Raw genomic sequence first — 22,508 nt, 5'->3', positions numbered from 1 at the left:
TCAGGCGCCGATCAGCCGTGCGGCCAGGTAACCCTCCACCTTGTCCAGGGAAACGCGTTCCTGGCTCATGGTGTCGCGTTCGCGGATGGTGACGGCCTGGTCGTCCAGGGTCTCGAAGTCCACGGTGATGCAGAACGGGGTGCCGATCTCGTCCTGGCGGCGGTAGCGGCGGCCGATGGCGCCGGCGTCGTCAAACTCGATGTTCCAGCTCTTGCGCAGCTGGGCCGCGAGGTCCTTGGCCTTCGGGGACAGGTCCTCGTTGCGGCTCAGCGGCAGCACGGCGGCCTTCACCGGGGCCAGGCGGGGATCGAGCTTGAGCACGGTGCGGATGTCCACGCCGCCCTTGGCGTTGGGGGCCTCGTCCTCGGTGTAGGCATCGATCATGAAGGCCATGAACGAGCGGGTGAGGCCGGCGGCGGGCTCGATCACGTACGGGGTGTAGCGCTCGTTGGTGGCCTGGTTGAAGTAGCTCAGGTCCGCGCCGGAGGCCTTGGCGTGGGTGGAGAGGTCAAAGTCGGTGCGGTTGGCGATGCCCTCGAGCTCGCCCCACTCCGAGCCCTGGAAGCCGAACCGGTATTCGATGTCGGTGGTGCCCTTGGAGTAGTGGCTGAGCTTGTCCAGCGGGTGCTCGAAGAAGCGCAGGTTCTCGTCGCGGATGCCCAGGCCCGTGTACCAGGACATGCGTTCCTTCATCCAGTACTCGTGCCACTGCTCGTCGGTGCCGGGCTCGACGAAGAATTCCATCTCCATCTGCTCGAACTCGCGGGTGCGGAAGATGAAGTTGCCCGGCGTGATCTCGTTGCGGAACGACTTGCCGATCTGGCCGATGCCGAACGGCGGCTTCTTCCGCGATGTGGTCAGGACGTTGCCGAAGTTCACGAAGATGCCTTGGGCGGTTTCGGGCCGCAGGTAGTGCAGGCCTTCCTCGCTGGCAACGGGGCCGAGGTAGGTCTTGAGCAGGCCGGAGAATTCGTGGGGCTCCGTCCACTGGCCGCGGGTGCCGCAGTTGGCGCAGGCGATGTCCTTGAGGCCGTTCTCGGCCGGACGGCCCTTCTTCTCCTCGTACTCTTCTTCGAGGTGGTCCGCGCGGTAGCGCTTGTGGCAGGACAGGCACTCCACCAGCGGGTCGGAGAAGACATCGACATGGCCGGAAGCTTCCCAGACCTGGCGGGGCAGGATGACGGAGGAATCCAGGCCTACAACGTCTTCGCGGCCGCGGACCACGGACTGCCACCACTGGCGCTTGATGTTTTCCTTGAGCTCGGCGCCGAGCGGCCCGTAGTCCCAGGCAGAACGGGAGCCACCATAGATTTCACCGGCCTGGAAAACGAATCCCCGGCGCTTGGCGAGGGAAATGATCTGGTCAAGGACGGATTTTGCTGCCATGGGAACTCCAATTTTGTACAGGGCCGCTGGGTGCGGTCCGCGGTGTCAGCCCCGGGTCACCGGCTGGTTGCCGGACGGGGGAAACGAGACGGGGGAAACGAACAGTGCGATGCAAACTCCAAGCCTACCGGCCCGCTACCGCTTCAGCGCCCCGCGGGGCCAGGGCAGCGTGGCCAGGATGATGGCGCCGAGCGTCAGCACGGTGCCCAGGACTGTCGGGAGCGCGATCACAGTTCCGGGCACCGGCAGTATCAGGTCCAGTCCGAGGGATCCCAGCAGCTGACCGGCGATCATCCCGAGGCCGGTGACCAGCACGCCCAGGCTGCGGACCAGGAGGGCGCCGATGCCGATGAAGATGCAGCCGAGCGGGCCGCCAAGGTAATACCACCACTGCGCCGGCAGGGGGTTGCCGGCGCCGGCCACCGCGAGTTTGATCAGCCACGCCGCCCACAACAGGGCGGCTCCGGCGATAAAGTTCACCAGCGTCGCGGCGATGGGGGTGCCGTAGTGCACGGTGGCTGTGCCGTTCATGGCCTGCTGGAAACTCATCAGGAACCCGGCCAGGAGCGGCAGCAGCACGGGCACAAACAACTGCAGCACGGATTCCCCGGCGCTGAACCTGGGCGAGACCGCCCAGGCGACGGCGGCGACGGTGAGCACGCTGCCGAGCACCCGGATGCCGGTAATGGGTCTCTTCCCCGCCGGTCCGATCCCCATCCGGTCCACCAGCAGGCCGCTGAGGGTCTGTCCCGTCACGGCGGCCACCGTGAAGAGGGCGACGCCGAGCAGTCCCACGGTGAAGGACTGGGCGAAGACGAAGACGGCCCCGATGCAGCCGGCCATCACGTAAAAGGGCGGAAACTGCCGCTCGCGCACGGCCGGCAGGATCCGCGCCAGCCCGGCCCGTCCTTTGGGCAGTGCCAGCGAAATGGCCGTCATCACCACCAGCCCGGTGCTGAAGCTGACGACCGCGGCGCCGATTCCGTCCCCAAGCGCCACCCCGAGGGCGCCGTTGATCCGGCCCTGGACCGGGATGAACAGTCCGGTCGCGACGGCCATGGGAAGGCCCACGATCAGCGGGAGCCGGGGGGTGTGGGTCATTGGTGCCACCTTAGGTCAGGCATCATTGCTTGTATGAGCAATCCGGAATTCGAAGACATCACCATCCGCGACAGCATGATCCGGCTGGGCCAGCTGCTGAAGCTTGCGAATCTGGTGGAAGACGGTGTGGAGGCCGCAGAACTGATCAAGAACGGGCTGGTCAAGGTCAATGGCGAAATCGACGAGCGCCGCGGCCGCCAGCTTCACGACGGCGACACCGTCACCGTGAGCGGCCGGACCGTGCGGATCAGCGCGCCCGCCGCCTCCTAGCCACCCGAGCGCACCTCATTCATGTGGCGCGCCTGACGTCTACGGGCGCACCTACTTCTTGGAGTTGAGCACCACGTGCGTGAGGAACTCCGAGACGTGGCCGATTTCCTGCTGGTTGATGCCGTGCCACATGCCCGTGTAAAGGACCTTGGTGAGCTTCACGTGCTTGCGGACCCAGCCGATGGTGTAGTCAATCTTGTCTGCGGTGATCACCGGGTCCTGCTGGTCCCGGCCCCAGAACAGCGGCACGGTGCCGTCCAGTTCGCCGTCGCGGAAGCTGGGGTCCTCGCCGGCGTCGACGACAAACCCTGACAGGCCGACGACGGCGGCGAAGTCAGCCGGCCGCTGCCGCAGCAACGTGGTGGCCATGGCCATGCCCATCGAGAACCCCAGCAGCGTCACCGACGGGTGGTTGGCTTTGACGCCGTCGAGCCAGTCCTGGACATACGCGGCGGCGACCTTGACGGCGTCGAGCGAATAGTCAATGGACGCTGTCAGCGGGAACCAGGTGAAGCCCGGGCCCATGGGAAGCGGGGCGCGCAACGAGGCCACTGCGAAATCCTGCGGGAGCATCTCCGCCAGGCTGAGCAGATCCTGTTCGTTGGCGCCGTAGCCATGCAGCAGGACCAGCAACGGTTTGCCGGCCCGCTCCTGCTCCGGCTTGGACCAAAGAACGACAGGGGCCGGGAGGGCATCAGCGTGAGTCATGGAACCATTCTTACAGTTACCCAGCGGTAACAACCTACGGTGGCGTAGCTTAACGTGAACAGTGCAGGATATGGGGGTGAGCGAAACCGAAGCCATGGAAAATTCACCGGACCCCTCAGCCGACACCGTCGTAACCCACCCGTGGACCCGCTATGTGGCCATGGGCGACTCTTTCACGGAAGGCATCGGCGACCCTGAACCGGCCAGCCCGGGCGGCCACCGGGGCTGGGCAGACCGGGTCGCCGAGGAACTCAGCCGCGGGCACAACGACTTCGCGTACGCCAACCTGGCCGTCCGCGGCCGGCTCCTGCAGCAGATCGTGGACCAGCAGATGGCGCACTGTCTGTCCCTCAAGCCGGATCTCATCACGCTCTCCGCCGGCGGCAACGACCTCATCCGCCCGGGCGGGGATCCGGACGTGCTGGCCGAAAAGCTGGACTCGGTGGTGCAGATCCTGAGCCTGGGCGGCGCCACCGTGGTGCTGTTCAACGGCCCTGACACGGGCTCCACGGTGCTGGGCCGGATCCGCAGCAAGGTGGCCATCTACAACGAGAACCTGCGTACCATCGCCGCGCGCCACGACGCCGTGATCGCGGACATGTGGTCCCTGCGCCAGCTCAATGACCCGCAGATGTGGAATGCTGACCGGCTGCACTTCTCACCGCTGGGCCACCACACCATCGCGGCCATGGTGCTGGACTCGCTGAACGTCGAGCACACCCTCCGGCCCCTCGCCCCCAAACCGCTGCCGCAGCGCGGTTGGCGCGAGGCGCGCAGCGGCGACCTTGTGTGGGCCAAGGAGTATTTTGTCCCCTGGGTGGTGCGGCGGCTGCGGCACCGCTCCTCGGGCGACGGCGTGACGGCCAAGCGGCCCCTGGCCGGCCCGGTGTTCGGTCCCGGCGTTCCGCTCGGCTCCGGCGAAGGTCCGCCCGGCGCAGAGGATGCGGTGCGGTCCTGAGCCTGCGGGGCATAAGCTGGAAGAACACTTCTCCGGCCCTATAGATGAGCCCGCAGATGAGAAGGCCCAGCAGCTGAAAGGCCCCATACCGTGAGCAGCATGTTCTTCTGGATCATCGTGTTGTCGTTCCTGATTCCCGTGGCCATGCGCCTCTACCGCAGGTCCGCCCGCGGCCGGAACCAGGGCACGCCGGGGCAATTCGGCGGGTTCCCCGGAAACCAGAACAACCCCGGCAACCAGGGCAACCAGCCGCGGGACGGCTACACACAGCAGGACTACTTTGGCGGCTTCGGCCAGCTGGGCGCCCCGAGGCAGCCGGGACCGGGCAACGAGCCGTACCCCAGTCCCCGGTTCCCCAACCAGCCGTTCCCGAACCAGCCGTACCCCGGTCAGCAGTACCCGGGTCCGGCCGGCTACCAGTCCCCCGTTCCCTACGAGGACAGCCCTGAGTACCTGAACAACCCTCCGCAGCGGCACGAACCGGCGCCGGCAGCCGGACAGCCGCAGACTCCCGAGGTGCCCCAGGCGCCGTCGCCAGCGCAGGGCTACCGTGCCCGCAAGCTGGCCGAACTCGACCAGCAGTACAGCGACGGCAAGCTGTCCATGGAGGACTACATGGCCCAGCGCGCTGAAATCATGAAGGGCTAGGCTCCTGCAGGGCTAGCGAAGTCGACGTCGGCGGCGTTGACCGTTCCGGCCGTCCGCCCGGGAGCCTTGTGGTACTGCCAGTACAAATTGGTGTGGGCCACCACCAGCTCCGGCGGCGGTGCGCCAAATTCGGTCAGGTCCTCGGTGGTGTGGGCGTCGGCGACCAGCGTGACATCGTAGCCGCGGGTGATCGCGCCGTGGAGGGTGGAGCGAATGCACTCGTCGGTCTGCGCACCGGCCAGGAAGAAGCGGCCGATGCCGCGGGCGGCCAGCACGGCCTCCAGGTCGGTCGCCTCGAACGCGTCGCTGTACTCCTTCGCCACGAGCGGCTCTGAATCGCGCCGCGCGAGCTCCGGCACATACTGCCAGCCGTCGCTGCCGCGCGGGAGTTCCTCGCCGTTGTGCTGCACCCAGACGACGTCAACCCCGGCGCCGCGCGCCTTGTCCACGAGGGCGGCGATGGTCGCGACGACGTCGTTACGGCGGTAAGCCTCCGCGACGACGCCGACCTRCATGTCGACGACGAGCAGTGCCGTGTTGGGGCGGTTGATGAGCGTGGTCATGGTGCCTCCCGGATCGTGGCGGTCCCTGCCTGCCTACTCTAATCCCGGAGCCGGAAAGCAACGAGGGGCCACTTGCGGCCCATGATCCGGTGCCGGATGGGCGCGAAGTGACCCCGCGTTGCTTGGAGCGGTGAAGTGTCAGTCGACCTGGGGGAAGCCGAGGTCGATCACCGAGGTGGACGGGTCCGGCCAGCGGGTGGTGACAACCTTGCCGCGGGTGTAGAAGCGGATGCTCTCCGGGCCGTACATGTGGGTGTCGCCGAAGAGGGAATTCTTCCAGCCGCCGAAGGAGAACGTGCCCACCGGCACCGGGATGGGCACGTTGACGCCCACCATGCCGGCCTCGACGTCGAATTCGAACTGCCGGGCGGCGCCGCCGTCGCGGGTGAAGATCGCCACGCCGTTGCCGAACTCGTTGTCGTTGACCAGCTTCACGGCGTCGGCGTACGTCTCGACACGGACCACTGAGAGGACGGGGCCGAAGATCTCGTCGTCGTAGACCTTCATGCCGGGCTTGACGTGGTCGATCAGGCTCACGCCGATGAAGAAGCCGTTGGAGTCGAATTCGTGCTCGCGGCCGTCCACCACCACGGTGGCGCCTTCGTTGGCCGCGCCGGCAACGTAGGAGGCCACCTTGTCACGGTGCTCGGCTGTGATGAGTGGGCCCATCTGGGAGGCCGGGTCCGTGCCCGGGCCGATGGTTAGCGTGGCCATGCGGGTGCTGATCGCGTCCACCAGTTCATCGGCGATGCTGCCGACGGCGACCAGGACACTGACTGCCATGCAGCGCTCCCCGGCGGAACCGTAGGCGGCCGAGACAGCGGCGTCCGCGGCCATGTTGAGGTCCGCATCGGGCAGGACCACCATGTGGTTCTTCGCGCCTCCCAGGGCCTGGACGCGCTTGCCGTGATCGGCGGCGCGCTGGTAGATGGACTGCGCGATCGGCGTCGAGCCGACAAAGCTGATCGCCTTGACGTCCGGGTGTTCCAGCAGGACGTCCACGGCCTCCTTGTCGCCGTGGACCACGTTGAGCACACCCGCCGGCAGTCCGGCCTCGGCGAAGATCTGGGCGATGAAGATGGCGGAGGACGGGTCCTTTTCGCTGGGCTTGAGCAACACGGTGTTGCCGCAGGCCAGGGCGCTGCCGATCATCCACAACGGCACCATGGCGGGGAAGTTGAACGGCGTGATGCAGGCGACGACGCCGACCGGCTGGCGGACCGAGTGGACATCGACGCCGCCGGAGACCTGCTCGGAGCGCTCGCCCTTAAGCATGTGGGCCAGCCCGGTGGCGAATTCGATGTTCTCCAGGCCGCGGGTGATTTCACCTTCCGCATCCGAGAGGACCTTGCCGTGCTCGCTGGTCAGCAGGGCCGCCAGTTCGGGCCGGCGCTGCATGAGCAGTTCACGGACCTTGAAGAAAATGCCGGTGCGCTTGGCGAGGCTCGTGGCGCGCCAGCCGGGCAGGGCGGCGCGGGCGGCCGCGACGGCCTCCTCGACGCGGGCGGCGGAGGCCAGGGCGACCTCTTTCTCCTGCTCGCCGGTGGCGGGGTTGAAGACGGGACCGAAGCGCTCGGCGTCGGAAATCAGGGCGCCGTTGATGTAGTGCGGAATGCGTTCCATGGGGTGGGTCTCTTTCGTGAAGGGCAGGGCCGTGAAGTTGTGGGCCCTGAAGGATTGCGTGCTGTTGGGCAGGGCGCCTAGTTGGCGGGGTCGAGCGTGCCGTCGACGAGCTTGACGATCATCGAGCAGTCCTGGCCGGATTGGCCGGAGTCGATGAGCCGCTGGAAGAGCTGCTGGACGTGCTCGCCGATTTCCAGCGGGGTGCCGGTGTCGCGCGCGGCGCTGATGGCCAGGCCAATGTCTTTGTTGGCCAGCTCCGTGGTGAAGGTCGGGGCGAAGTCGTTGTTGGATGCCGCGGTGGGCACGACACCGGCCACGGGGTACCAGGTGCGCAGCGCCCAGCTGTCGCCGGAGGAGACCGACGCGATGTCCCAGAAGACCTGCTTGTCCAGGCCGAGGCGGTCGGCGAGGACTGCGCCCTCGGCGGTGGAGGCGAGGTTGATGAAGAGCATGAGGTTGTTGCAGATCTTCGCGGCCTGGCCGGTGGTGGCGCCGCCGGTGGGGATGATGTTCGCCGCCATGGGGCGGATGTATTCGGTGGCCTCGGCAACGGCGCCGGCCTCGCCGCCGATCATGAACGTCAAGGTGGCGGCCTTTGCGCCGCTCATGCCGCCCGAGACGGGCGCGTCGACAAAGCGGAAGCCGGCGGCAGCGGCGGCGTCGTGCAGGGCCTGCGCGGAGGCAATATCGATCGTGGAGGAATCCACCAGCAGGGTCCGGGTGTCCGCGTGGGCCAGGACGCCGTCCTCGCCCAGATACACGGCGCGGGCGTGCTCGCCCTTGGGGAGCATGGTGAAGACGACGTCGGCGCCGTCGACGGCCTCGGCGATGCTGCCTGCGGCCTTGACTCCCCCGGCCTCGGCGGCAGCAACGGCTGCGGTGTTGAGATCGAAGCCGCGGACCTCATGTCCGGCGTTCGAGAGGTTGACGGACATGGACCCGCCCATGTTTCCGAGTCCGATCCAGGCGATGACTGCCATGGCTTTAGCTCCTTTGCTTGATGTGCTGCCGGGCGCTCCGGGCTGAAAGCCGAAACCCCCGGCATCCCTGTGTCCACCATCACACCCCTGATAGAGTGCAATCAAGGGAAAAAATCACAGATGCCATGTGCACAAATGCACACTGGCGGCGCTGCCTCCCGGTATCCGTTGACGACACTCGCTGAAGAGGGGACAAAAGTGGACCTGCGCCGGCTTCCGAGCCCCGATGACCTGCTGATCCTGCTGACCGTGGCGCGGCTGGGCCGGTTCAACGCGGTGGCGGAGACGCTCGGCACCACGCACACCACCATCTCCCGCCGCGTCCTGGCCCTGGACAAGCAGCTCGGCGGCCGGACGCTGGAACGCAGCCCGCACGGCTGGGAGCTGACCGAGCTCGGCAGCCAGGCCGTCGCGGCCGCGGAGGCCATCGAGGGCACTCTCGGTGCCCTGTCCAGCAGCATTGCCCGCTCCGGCGACGTGGTCTCCGGCCTTGTCCGGATCAGCACCCCGGACGGCTTCGGCGCCGAATTCCTGGCCCCGGCCCTCGTGCGGCTGCAGCGGGCGAATCCGCTGCTCAACGTTGAGCTGCTCAGCGCCACACGCAAGGTGAGCCAAAACCGCTCCGGCGTGGACCTGGAAGTGGTGGTGGGCAACATGGACACCGCAAACGCCCAGGCCATCTTCCTGAGCAACTATTTCCTCAGGCTGTACGCCAGTCCCGGATATGCCCAGGAGCACGGGCTTCCGGCAACGCTCGACGACGTCCGGCAGCACGGCTTTGTCTCCTACGTGGAATCGGCGCTCCAGGTGGCCGAGCTGGGGCACCGCTCCACGCAGCTGCCGGTGCCGCGGTCCAGCTTCCAGGCCACAAGCGTCTTCGCCCAGCTCGAAGCCGTCCGGCGGGGCGCCGGGATAGGCCTGCTCCCCAACTTCCTGGTGGCCGGAAGCCCCGATTTCCTGCCCGTCCTGCCGGACGACTTCCAGCGCCAGCTGCCCATCTGGGCAGTGGCCAGGCCCGAGTCGCTGCGTTCCGCCCCCGTCCGTGCCGTGCTGGAGGCGATCCGGACCGAGATTGCCGACCGCCAGGCGGTCCTGGCAGGCTGAGCCGCCCTGGMGGGCTGAGCCTGCCGGCACACACCGCAACAGCCCGGGCCCCGCAGTGCGGGACCCGGGCTGTTGCCGTGTTAGTCCGTTGTTACTTCTTGGAGGCGGCGAGGAGATCGGCCGTGCCACGGGCATCGGCGGCGTCGACGTCGCGCAGGGAGATGCCGCGGGTTTCCTTGAGGAAGAACACGGCCACCATCGTGACCACACAGGCGCCGAGGAGGTAAATCGCCACCGGCGTGGAGGACTTGTACTGGCTCAGCAAGGCGACGGCGATGATCGGAGCCAGCGAACCGGCCACAATCGAGGTGACTTGGTAGCCCAGCGAGACACCGGAGTAGCGCATCCGGGTCGGGAACATTTCGGCCATGAGTGCCGGCTGGCCGGCGTACATGAGCGCGTGGAACAGCAGACCGATGGTGATCGCGGCCAAGATGACGAGGTCGTTCTTGGTGTCCATCATCGGGAAGGCGAAGAAGCCCCACGTGCCGCCGAGGACAGCGCCGGCCATGTAGACCGGTTTGCGGCCGACGTTGTCCGAGAGCTTGCCGACCATCGGGATCACGGCGAAGTGGACCAGGTGCGCAACGAGCAGCAGCAGCAGGATCCGCGAGGTGTCCGTCTGGACAATCACCTTCAGGTAGGTAATGGAGAAGGTGACCACAAGATAGTAGAGGATGTTCTCCGCGAAGCGCAGACCCATGGCGGTGAAGACGCCGCGCGGGTAGCGGCGGAAGACTTCGGCGACGCCGTAGCCCTTGTTCTCAACGGTGACCTCTTTGCGGGCCTCCAGGAAGATCGGGGCGTCCTGGACCTTAGTGCGGATGTAGTAGCCGACGATCACGATCACAGCAGAGAGCCAGAAGGCCACACGCCAGCCCCAGCTGAGGAACTCGGCGGAGGACAGCGTGGCGGACAGGGTGAACAGCACACCGGTGGCCAGCAGGTTGCCCATCGGAACCGCCGACTGCGGCCAGCTTGACCAGAATCCGCGGGACTTGCTCGGGCTGTGCTCGGCAACGAGGAGGACTGCGCCGCCCCACTCACCGCCGACGGCGAAGCCCTGGACGAAGCGCAGGAAGACCAGCAGGGCCGGGGCCCAGTAGCCGATCTGCTGGAAAGTCGGCAGGCAGCCCATCGCGAAGGTGGCAACGCCGACAAGGATGATGCTCAGCTGGAGCAGTTTCTTGCGGCCGAACTTGTCGCCGAAGTGGCCGAAGACGATGCCACCGATGGGGCGGGCAACAAAGCCGACCGCATAGGTGACGAACGCGGCAATGATGCCGTCCAATTCCGAACCGGTATTGGGAAAGAACAGCTTGCCGAAGACAAGGGTGGCGGCGGAGGCATAGAGGAAGAATTCATACCACTCAACCACCGTGCCGGCCATGGAGGCCGTGACTACCTTCTTCAGGCCGGACGATTTGACGTCCGTTTCTTCAGCGCGCCTCGCGGCGTTTTCCGTACTCATCGTGACTCCTTCGGTGTCTCCGTCGACACCCTGTGGACCATTGGGCTGAGGACGCCCGTGATGTAGGGCACATGGCGTCATTCCCCATGAGTATGGACGCTCCCGCCCTGAGCATCAACGGCCATTAGTGCAGAGCGCGTCTGCAAAAATGCACAACCGATGTGGTCTAGTGGCCGAAGAAGGCCTCCCGCAGCTGGGCGCTGAGCTGGCCGATTTCGGTCAGGAAGCCGTCGTGGCCGATCGGCGCTTCAATGATGTGCAGTTCCGGGCCGCCCGGCAAGGCCTCGGCCAGTTGACGGGACTGGGCCGGGAAATACAGGCGGTCCGAGTCCACGGCCGCCACCAGGAACTCTGCGGTGGCCGGAGCAAGGGCCTCCCCGAGGCTTCCGCGCCCCCGGCAGACATCGTGGCTCATGAGGGCTTCGGTGATGGCGATGTAGCTGTTCGCGTCAAAGCGCCGGACCAGTTTGCTGCCCTGGTGGTCCAGGTAGCTTTCCACCTGGAAGCGCCCGCGTCCGGCCAGCGACCCGGCTTCCAGGGTCGCCTCGGACTCCTGGGCGTTCCGGCCAAACCGGCCGTCCAGTTCGGCCGCCGAGCGGTAGGTGATGTGCGCGATGCGGCGGGCGAGGGCGAGACCTGCTTCGGGTTCCGGGCCGCCGTAGTAATTTCCGCCGTTGAAATGGGGGTCCTGGCGGATGGCCAGGGTCTGGGCCTGCGCGAAGGCAATCTGTTCGGCCGTGCTGCTGGCGCCGACGGAAATCACGGCGCAGCGCCGGACCCGGCCGGGGAACGTGACGGCCCATTCGAGTGCGCGCGCGCCGCCGAGTGAGCCGCCCAGCACGGCATACCAGGTGCCGATGCCCAGGGCGTCGGCCAGCCGCGCCTCGGCGGCGGCGGTGTCCCGCAGGGTGACGAGCGGGAACCGCGATCCCCAGGGGCGCCCGTCGGGGGCCGGGGTGGAGGGTCCCGTGGAACCGTGGCAGCCGCCCAGGATGTTGATTGAAACGACGAAGTACTTGTCCGTGTCCACGGGAGCCCCGGGTCCGGCGAGCTGTTCCCACCAGCCGGGTTCCTCGCTGTCGCCGCGGGTCACGTGCGTGTCGCCGGTCAGGGCGTGTTCTATGAGGACGGCGTTGGAGGCGTCCGCGTTCAGGGTCCCCCACGTCTCGTAGGCGAGGACCACATCCGGCAGCGGAATCCCTGATTCGAGCTGCAGGTCGCCGATCCGGACGTACTGGACGGTCCCGTCCGGGTTGCGGGATGGCTTGGTTTCGGGAGCACCCGTGCGGGTGACGGCAATCGTCATGTGAGGACCTATCTTCGCGCTTGCCTGCCGTCAGCTGACCGGCAGGCCAGGTCTTCACCCGGGGCACCCCGCCGCAAAAGGAGGGTTGCCGGCCAGCAAGCCGGGGCTGTCACTGGCACTCATGACCTGGTACGAGTCTACGAAACAGGGGGCGGAAATCACGAAGATTGTGACTTCCATGTGACAGCCCGGCGGCCGGCCGTCCCGTCGAGGGGACACCGGCCGTCGGCCGCCCTGCGTGCCTAGGCGCCCTTGGCCGCGCGGAATCCGGCGTCGAGGTCCGCGAGGATGTCGTCGATGTGTTCCAGGCCCACCGAAAGCCGCACCAGCCCCTGATTGACGCCGGCGATCGCCTGCTGCTCGGGCGAGAGCTGGCTGTGGGTGGTCGACGCCGGGTGGATCACCAGGGAACGGACATCGCCGATGTTCGCGACGTGCGAGTGCAGTTCGAGCGCATCGACGAACCGCTTGCCGGCCTCGGCTCCCCCGGCGATGTTGAACGCCACGACGGCGCCGGTCCCCTTGGGCCCGTACTTGCGGCCTCGCTCGTACCAGGGGCTGGACGGCAGCCCGGCGTAGGCGACCGATTCGACGTCGTCCCTTGCCTCCAGCCAGTGCGCCACCTTGGTGGCGTTGGCTACGTGGCGTTCGACGCGCAGGCTCAGCGTTTCGATGCCCTGGGCGATGAGGAAGGCGTTGAACGGGGACACGGCGGAGCCGAGGTCGCGCAGGAGCTGGACGCGGGCCTTGAGGATGTAGGAAAGGTTCGCGCCCAGCGCCCCCTCCGCACCGAGATCGCGGGCGTAGACCAGGCCGTTGTAGGTAGGGTCCGGGGTGTTGAAACCGGGGAACCGCTCCGGGTCCTTGCCGAAGTCGAAGTTGCCGGAGTCCACGATCACGCCGGCGATCGCGGCGCCATGGCCGCCGAGGTACTTGGTGGCGGAGTGGACCACGATGTCCGCGCCCCACTCGATGGGCCGGATCAGGTACGGGGTGGAGAGCGTGTTGTCGACGATCAGCGGCACCCCGGCCTCGTGCGCCACATCGGAGATGCCCTCGATGTCCAGGACGTCCTGGCGGGGGTTGGAGACCACTTCGCCGAAGAACAGCTTGGTGTTGGGCCGGACGGCGTCCCGCCACTGGTCCAGGTTGTCCGGGTCCTCCACGAAGGTCACGGAGATGCCGAATTTCTTCAGCGTGTGGGCGAGCAGGTTGTAGGTTCCGCCGTAGAGGCTGGGGCTGGCCACCACATGGTCCCCGGCCTCGGCGACGTTGAGGATCGCGAAGGTCTCCGCGGCCTGGCCGGAGCTGAGCAGCAGGGCCGCGAGGCCGCCTTCCAGGCTGGCCACGCGCTGCTCGACGGCGTCCTGGGTGGGGTTGCCGATCCGGGTGTAGATGGGGGCGAGTTCGGCGAGTGCGAAGCGGTTGGCGGCGCTTTCGGCGCTGGGGAACACGAACGACGTCGTCTGGTAGATGGGCAGGGACCGCGCACCGGTGGCGCTGTCCGGCTCCTGGCCGGCGTGGATCTGGCGGGTTTCGAAGGACCAGGCGTTGGACATTGATGCTCCTCAAAGGGACCGGGCACAGCACCGGCCAGGGCTTTGGGCCCGGACCGGCACAGGCGCCGCGCTTGCCCTCCGGCGGGCGCCGGACGGCCAGGTCCTCACCCGGGGCACCCCACCGCGATACGAGGGTTGCCGGCCAGCAAGCCGGGGCTGTGCGCTGGCACTCATGACCTGGCTTCAGTGTAGGAATGGCGGCGGAGCCCTGGAAGCTTTGTGACGAAGATGAAGACGGTTGCCGTGGCGGCGCCTCCCGGGACACCGAGCCTGCCGCCGTCGGACATCCCATGACGGTTAGGGGAACCTAAGCTGAGAGGTCCATCACAAAGTGCCAAGATGATGGCATGCGCATGGATCACGTCTCTTACGCCTGTGAACACGATGGCTTGGCAGCCACCACTGAACGTATTGCGTCTGCCCTCGGCGTTGAAGCCGTGAAGGGTGGAGTGCACCCCCGTTTCGGGACACGCAACATGATTATCCCGCTCGCGGGACACAAGTACCTGGAAGTCGTGGAGGTCCTGAACCACCCGGCATCGGACAAGGCCCCGTTCGGCCAGGCAGTCCGGGCACGCTCGGAAGCGGGCGGCGGCTGGATGGGCTGGTGCGTCGAGGTTGACGATCTCGCCCCGTTCGAGGAGCGGCTGGGCCGCGCGGCCGTCAACGGCAACCGGAAGTTTCCGGACGGCCGCGAACTGGTCTGGAAGCAGATCGGCATCCTGGGGCTCATCGCCGACCCCCAGGTGCCCTACATGCTCAAATGGGAGGGCGACCCGGAGCTGCACCCGTCCAACGCCTACGCGAGCGAAGTCAAGATGTCCGCACTGACCATTGCCGGTTCGGCAGCGCGCGTGACGGAATGGCTGGGCGAGCCGGTTGAAAAGCCGCTGGAAGACGTTGCCGTGAACTGGATCGCGCCGCACGGTACTCCGGGCATCCTCTCTGTCACCTTCGAGACCGCCTCCGGAGCGGTCACGATCTAACGCTCCACCTGCCCCACGCTTCGGCCGCCATCTCTTAGGTGCCAACGATGTCACCTAGGAGATGGCGGCCGAGATCATTTAAAGGCCGGCCAGGTACTCAGCCCAGGCCCACGGCCTTGCCGAACAGGCTGAATCCCACGAACGCCACGGTGTCCAGGATGGCGTGGGCGATCACGAGCGGCATCACCCGTTTGGTCCGCGTGTAGACCAGCGCGAAGACGACGCCCATTATCGCGTTGCCGATGAACGGCCCGAACCCCTGGTACAGGTGGTAGCTGCCGCGGAGCAGGGCGCTGGCGGCGATGGCCGCCGGCATGCCCCAGCCCAGTTTCCCGAGCCGGTCCAGCAGGTAGCCCACCACAATCACTTCCTCCACGATCCCGTGCCGGATCGCGGACAGGACCAGTACCGGCACCGTCCACCAGTACGGATCCAGCGCGCTGGGGATGATCGACGTCGTGATCCCCAGCGCCCGGCCGGCAGCGTAGAGTCCCAGGGACGGAATGCCGATGAGCGCGGCGAGCCCCAGCCCCTGCAGGAGGTCCTTGCCGGGCCGGGCGAAGTCGAAGCCGATCTTTCGGAACGCCGAGGTTCCGCGCTCTCCGGCCGGCCAGTGTTCGGTGAGGAAGTAGATCACCAGGGCCACCGGGACCAGCGCGAAGAAGATGTCCAGCATCTGGTAGGTGAGGTCGAAGTATTCGCGCGGGCTCTGCGAACGGTTCAGCGTGGACGTCCCTTGGGCCAGTGGCGCCGTGGTCATCTTGTCCAGCAACTGCACCAGGGAGTAGACCGCGGACTGCCCCAGCGACAGGCCCAGGACAATCAACATTTCGAACCGCAGCCGACGGCGGGAGGGAACCAACATGTTCCTATCTTGCCTGCAGTTGCCGATTGTTTGCTGGTGCCCGCGTGGTGCCGGCCGCGCCGGTGCCACCGGCTTTTGGGAGCCCTATGCTTGGGGATTATGAGTGCGCCCCGGAAAATCATCATGATCCGGCACGGCCAGTCTGCCGCCAATGCCGATACCTCGATCTACAACCGTGTTCCGGACTACCGGATCCCGTTGACACCCCTGGGCCTGGAGCAGGCCACCGCGGCCGGGGAGGAGGTCCGGCGCCAGCTGGGCGGCCGTCCGGTGTGCGTCTACGTCTCCCCGTACCTGCGCGCCTACCAGACCCTCGAGGCGCTCAACCTCGGTCCCCTCGTGGAGCGGGTGATCGAGGAACCGCGCCTGCGCGAACAGGACTGGGCCAACTTTCAGATCGCCGGCGACATCGAGGACCAGAAGGAGCTCCGCAACGCCTACGGGCACTTCTTCTACCGCTTCCGCGAGGGCGAGTCCGGTTCGGATGTATACGACAGGATTTCCTCCTTCATGGAAACCCTTCACCGGCACTGGTCGAAGCCCAGCTATGCCCCGAACGCGCTGTTCGTGACGCACGGGCTGACCATGCGGCTGTTCTGCATGCGCTGGTTCCACTGGTCGGTGGAATATTTCGAGTCCTTGAACAACCCGGAAAACGCCGAGGTCCGCACCCTGCTGCGCACCTCGCGCGGCAAGTACGAGCTCGACAAGCCGTTCACGCAGTGGGAGAAGAGGCGCGTGGACGAGACCGTCCTCGACGCTCCGCCCATGGTGTTCTAACCGGCTCGAGCCGGATCAGAGAGCCGCCTGGCTAACGGACGGCCTGGCTAACGGACCGGCTGCGCTGCGCCGGCCCGCCACACCGCGTGCGTCAGGGGGATGCCGGGCCGGTAGGCCAGGTGCGTGGCGGAAGGCGCGTTGAGCAGGTGCAGGTCCGCGCGGTGTCCGACGGCGATCGAGCCCACCGCGCGTTCGCCGTCGACGTCCTTCCCGGACTCCCGGCCCAGGGCCAGGGCGCCGCCGTAGGTCGCGGCGCGCACCGCCTCATGGACGCTGAGGCGCATCTGCAGCACGGCGGTGGTGACGCAGAAGGCCATGGAGCTCGTGTAGGACGTGCCGGGGTTGCAGTTGGACGCCAGCGCCAGCTGCACGCCCGCGTCGAGCAGCTCCCGGCCGGGGGCCAGCGGCTGCCGGGTGGAAAGATCGCAGGCCGGAAGGCAGGTGGCCACCGTGCCGCGCTGCCCGGCTCCAGGCGTGCCGTTGCCGCCGCCGTCCCAGCCGGACCAGCTGGCGGCGAGCGCGTCGACGTCCGCAGCAGAAAGGTAGTTCACGTGGTCCACGCTCGCGGCACCGACTTCCACGGCCAGCCGGACGCCGGGACCCTCCCCGAGCTGGTTGCCGTGGACCCGCAGCCCCAGCCCGGCCGCCTTGCAGGCCAGGAGCACCCGGCGGGACTGGTCCTCGTTGAAGGCGCCCTGCTCGCAGAAGACGTCGGCCCAGCGGACGTAGGGCCGGACCGCGGTGAGCATCGGCCCGCAGACCAGCTCGGTGTAGTCCTCTGCGTCCATCCCGGCGGGCACGAGGTGCGCCCCAAGGTAGGTCACCTCGTCCGCCACGGTAGAGGCGATGCGGGCGCTGCGGGCCTCGTTCTCGAGGTCCAGGCCGTAGCCTGTTTTGGTCTCCAGGTAGGTGGTGCCCTGTGACACGGCCTCCGCGACGCGGCCCATCGCCAGCCGGGTGAGGTCGAAGTCGCTCGTGCTCCGGGTGGCACCGGTGGTCACGGCGATCCCGCCGGCGCTGTAGCTCTCCCCCGCCATCCGGGCCTCGAACTCGGCCGTGCGGTCCCCTGCGAAGATCAGGTGCGTGTGCGAATCGACCCAGCCCGGCAGGAGCGCCCGGCCCCCGGCGTCCACGGCTTCGTCGGCCGCCGGAGCGTCCGCCGCGGGGCCGAGCCAGGAAATCCGCTCCCCCTCGATCACCACCGCCGCGTCGCGGAGGACGCGGTGTTCCGCGTCCTGGGTCATCAGTTCGGCGATATTGGTGATGAGGGTGCTCATGGATCCATTCTTCAGCGCCGGATGGACCAGCGGGTTGCGGCCAGCGCCTCCGCTGTCCGGGATGCCGGACTAGTGTCCCGCGCGGAGGGCACAGCCGGGGCAGCTGCGGCCGCGGCTGCGTATCCCTGGCCGGCCAGGATCAGCCCGGCGGCCAGTTCCGCGATACCGGATGAGGTCTGGAATCCGTACCCGCCCTGGCCGGCGAGCCAGAAGAATCCGGTGGCCTCGGCGTCGAACCCCACCACGGGGACGCCGTCGGCAGCCTCCGTCCGCAGCCCCGTCCAGGCCGTGCGGACGCCCCGGATCCCGAGTGTCGTGATCGTGTTGAGCCGGGCGACGAGCCGTTCGATGTCGCCGGGATAGGGCCGGGCGTCCTCGGGCCCGCTGGGCACGTGTTCGGCGGGCGAGATCAGGACCTGGCCGTCGTCGGGCCGGAAATAGAAGCTGTCATCGGCCGCCGCCACCATCGGGCAGGCCTCCGGGAGGGGATTCCCGACGTCGACGATCGCCGCGGTGCGCCGGTACGGCTGCAGGCCCAGCTTCTCGACGCCGCTGAGGACAGCGAGTTCGTCTGCCCAGGCGCCGGCGGCGTTGACCACGACGGCGGACTGGAAGCCTTCCTGCCCGGCACCCAGTTCCCAGCCGGTGCCGAGCCGCTGGGCCGAATGGACCCTGGCGCCGGTGATGATGTCCACGCCGCCGGCCTCGGCACGGCGCCGGTGGTCCTCGAGCAGGACGGGGGCGTTGCAGGCGAAGGATCCCGTGTCCAGGCCGGCGGCGCTGAAGGATTCCGGGACAAGGGCGGGGCACAGCTCCAGCGCCTCGGCGTGGGTGATGGGGCGCATGTGGCCGCTGGCCTCCGCCCGGACGGTGGCGTCGTCCCCGATCAGCATGAAGCTGCGCGGCGTGAGCACCGGTTCCGGACGTTCGGCGTCCTGGGCCGCGATGAGGTCCAGGGTCCGGACGGTCAGTTCCTGGACCACGGGCGGGCCGTAGCTGGGAATCAGTTGCCGGGCCGAGCGGGCCGAGGTGTGGTAGGCCAGGGTCTGCTCGGCTTCGATCAGGGCCACGCTGCATTGCCCGGCCAGGGTGGAGGCAAGGGACAGGCCGGCGATACCGCCGCCGACAATTACGACATCGTAATGAGCTGACATGGTCCCATCCTTGCAGATTGTGGCGTCAGGCGGCTCCAACACCTGCGCCAGCGCGGCCGCATGCCGGCCCGGGACATGCCCTTCCCCGGTCCGCATCCCTGGACATGTCCCCCGTTGCCGCRTGCCGGCCCGGGACATGCCCTTCCCCGGTCCGCATCCCTGGACATGTCCCCCGTTGCCGCGTGCCGGCCCGGGACATACCCTTCGTTGGTCGTGGCCGTTGGACAAAGTGGCATTATGTCCAGTCCTCGCTGCCGGAGCTGGGCATGTCCCGCGGATAAGCCAGTGGAGGAAGCCTGGATGAACGAGCAAGGCCGGGGCAGGCCGGACCCCTGGAGTGAGACCGGACCCCGTGCTGAACTGGGGCCCGGCCTCAGGGATCAGCCGCCCTAGGCTGCGGCCACCGCCGCGCGGCTGCGCACGAATGCCTGGACGCAGGCTTCGACGTCGTCGGTGCTGTGCGCGGCGGAGAGCTGGACGCGGATCCGCGCGGCGCCCTTGGGCACCACCGGGTAGCTGAACGCCGTGACGAAGACGCCGTTGTGGAGCATGGCGTCGGCCACCCTGGCCGCCATGACGGCGTCGCCGAACATTACCGGGACAATCGCGTGCTCGCCGGGGAGCAAGTCGAAGCCTTCCTCGCTCATGCGGTTCCGGAAGAGCTCCGCGTTCGCGAAGAGCTTGCCGCGCAGCTCGCCGGAGTTTTCCACGAGGTCCAAGGCTTTGAGCGTGGCCGCGACGATCGCCGGGGCCAGCGAGTTGGAGAACAGGTACGGGCGGGCCTTCTGGCGGAGCATGGCGATGACTTCACTGCGGCCGGAGACGTAGCCGCCGGACGCGCCGCCGAGGGCCTTGCCGAACGTGCCGGTGTAGATGTCCACGCGGTCCGAGACGCCGGCGTGTTCCGGCGTTCCGGCCCCGGTGGCGCCCATGAAGCCCACGGCGTGGGAGTCGTCCACCATGACCAGGGCGTCGTACTTCTCGGCGAGGTCGCAGATCGCCTCGAGCGGGGCCAGGAAGCCGTCCATCGAGAAGACGCCGTCCGTGACGATGATCTTGCGGCGGGCCGGGTTCTCCTGGGTGGTGGCCTCGATCAGCTTCGATTCGAGGTCCGCCATGTCCTGGTTGGCGTAGCGGAAGCGCTGGGCCTTGCAGAGCCGGATGCCGTCGATGATGGAGGCGTGGTTCAGGGCGTCGGAGATGACGGCGTCTTCCGGGCCGAAGAGGGATTCGAACACGCCGCCGTTGGCGTCGAAGCAGCTGGAGAACAGGATGGTGTCCTCGGTGCCCAGGAACGCCGAGACGCGCTGCTCCAGGGCCAGGTGCAGGTCCTGGGTGCCACAGATGAAACGCACGCTGGCCATGCCGAAGCCGCGGGTGTCCATCGCGGTCTTCGCCGCGGCAATGATGTCCGGGTGGTCGGCGAGGCCCAGGTAGTTGTTGGCGCAGAAGTTCAGCACGTCGGCGCCGGACTCGCCGATCTGCCCGGCCTTGATGCGGTTGGCCTGCGGCGAGTCGATGTGCCGCTCGGTCTTGAACAGTCCGGCGCTGCGGATCTCATCGAGTTCGTGCTGCAGCTGGTCCTTGATGGCGGAATACATGGGTTGGCTCCTCGGCTGGTTGGATGCGGGGGCAAATGCTGTGCGTGGAAGGCGGTGTCTGGCAGGGGGTTCTGAAAAGCGGCGGGCCTAGAAAACGGTCCAGTCGAGGACCACCTTGCCGCCGACGCCGGCGCGGGCCACCTCGAAACCCTTTTCCCAGTCGGTGGCCGGCAGCGTGTCCGTGACTACGGCCGAAATGTTCGCGTGCAGGACCGGGTTGGAGGAGAGCATGGCGCTCATCGCGTACCAGGTCTCGAACATTTCGCGGCCGTAGATGCCCTTCATGGTCAGCATGTGCGTGACCACCTTGCCCCAGTTGATGTCGATGGACTGGCTGGGCAGTCCCAGCATTGCGATCCGGCCGCCGTGGTTCATGTTGTCGATCATCTCAGGCAGCGCGGTGGGGTGTCCCGACATTTCCATGCCGATGTCGAAGCCTTCGCGCATGCCGAGTTCGCGCTGGGCGTCCTTGACCCGCATCTTCGAGACGTCGATCGCGAGGTCGACGCCGAGCCTGCGGGCCAGTTCCAGCCGCGGCGCGGAGACGTCGGTGATCGCGATCTTCCGCGCCCCGGCGTGCCGGGCGACGGCGATCGCCATCAGGCCGATGGGCCCGGCCCCGGTGATCAAGACGTCCTCACCGACCAGCGGGAAGCTCAGGGCGGTGTGGACGGCGTTGCCGAAGGGGTCGAAGATGGCGCCGAGTTCCGGGGTGACGGAGGGGTCCTGGTGAACCCAGACGTTGGTCTCGGGGATCACCACGTACTCGGCGAAGGCGCCGTCGCGCTGGACGCCGACGCTGACGGTGTTGATGCACATCTGCCGGCGGCCGGCACGGCAGTTGCGGCAGATGCCACAGACGATGTGGCCTTCACCGGAGACCCGGTCCCCCACCTTGACGTCCAGGACGTCCTCGCCGGTCTCCACCACCTCGCCGTAGAACTCGTGGCCGGCGATCAGGGGGGCGTTGATGATGCCCTGCGCCCAGGCGTCCCAGGCCTGGATGTGCAGGTCGGTGCCGCAGATGCCTGTGGTCATGACGCGGATCTTGACGTCGCCGGGGCCGGTCTTCGGCTCGGGACGGTCGACGAGCTCGAACCCTGCGTGGGCGCCGGCCTTGTAGAGAGCCTTCATGGGCCTTCCTAACTGTGCTTTTGTGGGACAACTCACCCCATTAGACCCATCAGAAAGCATTAGCACAACCGAATTTTTCTCAATCGACGAATTAGGAAATGCTGTTGCATAGAATGGCTGGCATGGAAATCCACCAGCTGGAGATGCTGCGCGAACTCGGAGCCTTGGGCAGCGTCAAGGCCGTCGCCGAAACCCTCCTCGTGACGCCGTCGGCCGTGTCCCAGCAACTGGCCGCGCTGCAGAAGACCGTTGAGGTGCCGCTGACGCGCAAGGAGGGCCGGAACCTGGTGCTCACGGAGGCCGGCCAGGTCCTGGCGGATGCCGGAGCCGCGGTGGTCAGCGCGATGGCGGATGCGAAGATGGCGATCGGCGCCTACCACGGCTCGCCGGTGGCGCCGGTGACGCTCAGCGGTTTCCACAGTGCCGGGCAGGCATTGTTCGCGCCGCTGGCCCGGCTCCTGGACGGCCCCGGGCAACCACGGATCCTGCTCTCCGACGAGGACGTCGCCCAGCAGGATTTCCCGGCACTGACGGCCCGCTACGACCTGGTCCTGGCGCACCGGATGGATCACAGCCCGCGCTGGCCCGAGGAACGCGTCGCGGTGATCCCGCTCGCGCACGAGCCGCTGGACGTGGCCCTGCCGGCCGGGCACCGGCTGGCCGGCCAGCCGGCGGTGACCGCCGACGACGTCGTGGGCGAACCGTGGGTGACGAGCCGCACCGGATACTCCCCCGCAGACGTGCTGTCCGCCGTCGCGGCGGTCTCCAGCCGTGAGCTGAACATCGTGCACCGCATCAACGACTACTCGACTGTGGCGGCGCTCGTGGCGGCCGGCGGCGTGATCGGCCTGCTGCCGCGGCACACCGCACGGCCGGTGCTGAACCCGGACATTGTGCTGCGGCCGCTGGAGGGCATCAGCACCCGGCGCCGGATCGACCTCCTGGCCAGGCCGGAGAACCTTAAACGCACATCGGTCATGATGGTCTGCGAAGCTCTGCAGACCATCATGACCGATTTAGTGGGCGGCTAGGGG

The 22,508-nt window shown here is 67.6% G+C and carries 21 protein-coding genes and 2 riboswitches; of the genes, 7 read left to right on the top strand and 14 right to left on the bottom strand.

All coding sequences use genetic code 11. The features are described 5' to 3' along the window. Positions 1-1,386 carry a glycine--tRNA ligase gene (locus AC1DR1_RS12110; protein WP_229993749.1) on the bottom strand — a complete coding sequence of 462 codons (1,386 nt, stop codon included), beginning with the start codon at positions 1,384-1,386 and terminating at the stop codon, positions 1-3. A 135-nt stretch (positions 1,387-1,521) separates the two neighbouring features. Then, positions 1,522-2,487: a DMT family transporter gene (locus AC1DR1_RS12105; protein WP_229993750.1), complete on the bottom strand. Its 966-nt coding sequence runs from the start codon at positions 2,485-2,487 to the stop codon at positions 1,522-1,524. A 33-nt stretch (positions 2,488-2,520) separates the two neighbouring features. Here AC1DR1_RS12105 and AC1DR1_RS12100 point away from each other — a divergent pair, with 33 nt between their 5' ends. Beyond that, positions 2,521-2,757, top strand: a complete 237-nt coding sequence (locus tag AC1DR1_RS12100) for an RNA-binding S4 domain-containing protein (RefSeq protein ID WP_229993751.1) — start codon at positions 2,521-2,523, stop codon at positions 2,755-2,757. Positions 2,758-2,808: 51 nt separating this feature from the next. Here AC1DR1_RS12100 and AC1DR1_RS12095 read toward each other — a convergent pair whose 3' ends face one another. Next, on the bottom strand, positions 2,809-3,465 hold the full coding sequence (locus AC1DR1_RS12095; protein ID WP_364747326.1) for an alpha/beta hydrolase: 657 nt from the start codon (positions 3,463-3,465) through the stop codon (positions 2,809-2,811). 94 nt (positions 3,466-3,559) lie between these two features. On the opposite strand from AC1DR1_RS12095, the gene AC1DR1_RS12090 reads away from it, so the two are divergent. Together AC1DR1_RS12090 and AC1DR1_RS12085 are read left to right on the top strand one after the other, a co-directional pair. Beyond that, on the top strand, positions 3,560-4,423 hold the full coding sequence (locus AC1DR1_RS12090) for an SGNH/GDSL hydrolase family protein (protein ID WP_229993785.1): 864 nt from the start codon (positions 3,560-3,562) through the stop codon (positions 4,421-4,423). A gap of 99 nt (positions 4,424-4,522) precedes the next feature. Next, entirely contained in the window at positions 4,523-5,071 is a 549-nt protein-coding gene (locus AC1DR1_RS12085) for a hypothetical protein (RefSeq protein WP_229993786.1), read from the top strand. On the opposite strand, the gene AC1DR1_RS12080 is transcribed toward AC1DR1_RS12085, so the two are convergent. The 3 genes from AC1DR1_RS12080 to mmsB form a co-directional block, all read right to left on the bottom strand. Continuing rightward, complete coding sequence (locus tag AC1DR1_RS12080) at positions 5,068-5,634, bottom strand: isochorismatase family protein (RefSeq protein ID WP_476992649.1); 567 nt, start codon at positions 5,632-5,634, stop codon at positions 5,068-5,070. The two genes, AC1DR1_RS12085 and AC1DR1_RS12080, sit on opposite strands and share 4 nt — an antisense overlap. Before the next feature lie 138 nt (positions 5,635-5,772). Next, positions 5,773-7,257 carry a CoA-acylating methylmalonate-semialdehyde dehydrogenase gene (locus AC1DR1_RS12075; protein ID WP_229993754.1) on the bottom strand — a complete coding sequence of 495 codons (1,485 nt, stop codon included), beginning with the start codon at positions 7,255-7,257 and terminating at the stop codon, positions 5,773-5,775. A 77-nt stretch (positions 7,258-7,334) separates the two neighbouring features. Further along, positions 7,335-8,237 (bottom strand): 3-hydroxyisobutyrate dehydrogenase, encoded by a 903-nt coding sequence (gene mmsB, locus AC1DR1_RS12070; protein WP_229993755.1) that lies wholly within the window; start codon positions 8,235-8,237, stop codon positions 7,335-7,337. A gap of 204 nt (positions 8,238-8,441) precedes the next feature. On the opposite strand from mmsB, the gene AC1DR1_RS12065 reads away from it, so the two are divergent. Further along, positions 8,442-9,341, top strand: coding sequence for a LysR family transcriptional regulator (locus AC1DR1_RS12065; RefSeq protein WP_229993787.1), 900 nt, complete (start codon positions 8,442-8,444; stop codon positions 9,339-9,341). Between the two features lie 91 nt (positions 9,342-9,432). Here AC1DR1_RS12065 and AC1DR1_RS12060 read toward each other — a convergent pair whose 3' ends face one another. From AC1DR1_RS12060 to AC1DR1_RS12050, 3 genes are all read right to left on the bottom strand, one after another. Continuing rightward, complete coding sequence (locus AC1DR1_RS12060) at positions 9,433-10,812, bottom strand: MFS transporter (RefSeq protein ID WP_229993756.1); 1,380 nt, start codon at positions 10,810-10,812, stop codon at positions 9,433-9,435. Between the two features lie 166 nt (positions 10,813-10,978). Next, the gene (gene metX, locus AC1DR1_RS12055) at positions 10,979-12,118 is read right to left on the bottom strand and encodes a homoserine O-acetyltransferase MetX (protein WP_476992648.1); all 1,140 of its coding nucleotides are present in this window, start codon (positions 12,116-12,118) and stop codon (positions 10,979-10,981) included. Between the two features lie 11 nt (positions 12,119-12,129). Next, positions 12,130-12,245: riboswitch (SAM riboswitch) on the bottom strand. Positions 12,246-12,360: 115 nt separating this feature from the next. Beyond that, on the bottom strand, positions 12,361-13,677 hold the full coding sequence (locus AC1DR1_RS12050) for a bifunctional o-acetylhomoserine/o-acetylserine sulfhydrylase (RefSeq protein ID WP_476992647.1): 1,317 nt from the start codon (positions 13,675-13,677) through the stop codon (positions 12,361-12,363). A gap of 62 nt (positions 13,678-13,739) precedes the next feature. Next, positions 13,740-13,855: riboswitch (SAM riboswitch) on the bottom strand. Positions 13,856-14,024: 169 nt separating this feature from the next. Here AC1DR1_RS12050 and AC1DR1_RS12045 point away from each other — a divergent pair. Beyond that, positions 14,025-14,663, top strand: coding sequence for a VOC family protein (locus AC1DR1_RS12045; protein ID WP_229993759.1), 639 nt, complete (start codon positions 14,025-14,027; stop codon positions 14,661-14,663). Between the two features lie 97 nt (positions 14,664-14,760). Here the strand turns inward: AC1DR1_RS12045 and AC1DR1_RS12040 are convergent, their stop codons facing one another. Continuing rightward, positions 14,761-15,528 (bottom strand): CPBP family intramembrane glutamic endopeptidase, encoded by a 768-nt coding sequence (locus AC1DR1_RS12040; RefSeq protein WP_229993760.1) that lies wholly within the window; start codon positions 15,526-15,528, stop codon positions 14,761-14,763. Positions 15,529-15,627: 99 nt separating this feature from the next. Here AC1DR1_RS12040 and AC1DR1_RS12035 point away from each other — a divergent pair, with 99 nt between their 5' ends. Beyond that, a complete protein-coding gene (locus AC1DR1_RS12035; RefSeq protein WP_476992646.1) occupies positions 15,628-16,308 on the top strand; it encodes a histidine phosphatase family protein in 681 nt (226 codons plus the stop codon). 47 nt (positions 16,309-16,355) lie between these two features. Here AC1DR1_RS12035 and AC1DR1_RS12030 read toward each other — a convergent pair whose 3' ends face one another. The 4 genes from AC1DR1_RS12030 to tdh all read right to left on the bottom strand — a co-directional run bounded on the left by AC1DR1_RS12030 (position 16,356) and on the right by tdh (position 21,474). Next, positions 16,356-17,585, bottom strand: a complete 1,230-nt coding sequence (locus tag AC1DR1_RS12030) for an amidohydrolase family protein (RefSeq protein WP_476992645.1) — start codon at positions 17,583-17,585, stop codon at positions 16,356-16,358. 11 nt (positions 17,586-17,596) lie between these two features. Then, positions 17,597-18,739: an NAD(P)/FAD-dependent oxidoreductase gene (locus tag AC1DR1_RS12025; RefSeq protein WP_476992644.1), complete on the bottom strand. Its 1,143-nt coding sequence runs from the start codon at positions 18,737-18,739 to the stop codon at positions 17,597-17,599. Between the two features lie 389 nt (positions 18,740-19,128). After that, complete coding sequence (locus AC1DR1_RS12020) at positions 19,129-20,340, bottom strand: glycine C-acetyltransferase (protein ID WP_476992643.1); 1,212 nt, start codon at positions 20,338-20,340, stop codon at positions 19,129-19,131. A gap of 87 nt (positions 20,341-20,427) precedes the next feature. Continuing rightward, positions 20,428-21,474 carry an L-threonine 3-dehydrogenase gene (tdh, locus tag AC1DR1_RS12015; RefSeq protein ID WP_370119437.1) on the bottom strand — a complete coding sequence of 349 codons (1,047 nt, stop codon included), beginning with the start codon at positions 21,472-21,474 and terminating at the stop codon, positions 20,428-20,430. Positions 21,475-21,596: 122 nt separating this feature from the next. Between tdh and AC1DR1_RS12010 the strand changes: the two genes are divergently transcribed. After that, complete coding sequence (locus AC1DR1_RS12010) at positions 21,597-22,505, top strand: LysR family transcriptional regulator (RefSeq protein WP_476992642.1); 909 nt, start codon at positions 21,597-21,599, stop codon at positions 22,503-22,505. Positions 22,506-22,508 lie beyond the last annotated feature (3 nt).

It is taken from the genome of Arthrobacter sp. P4_F10 (assembly GCF_056401435.1).
Note: the sequence above shows the minus strand (reverse complement) of the source record. Positions and strands in the feature narration are given on the sequence as shown.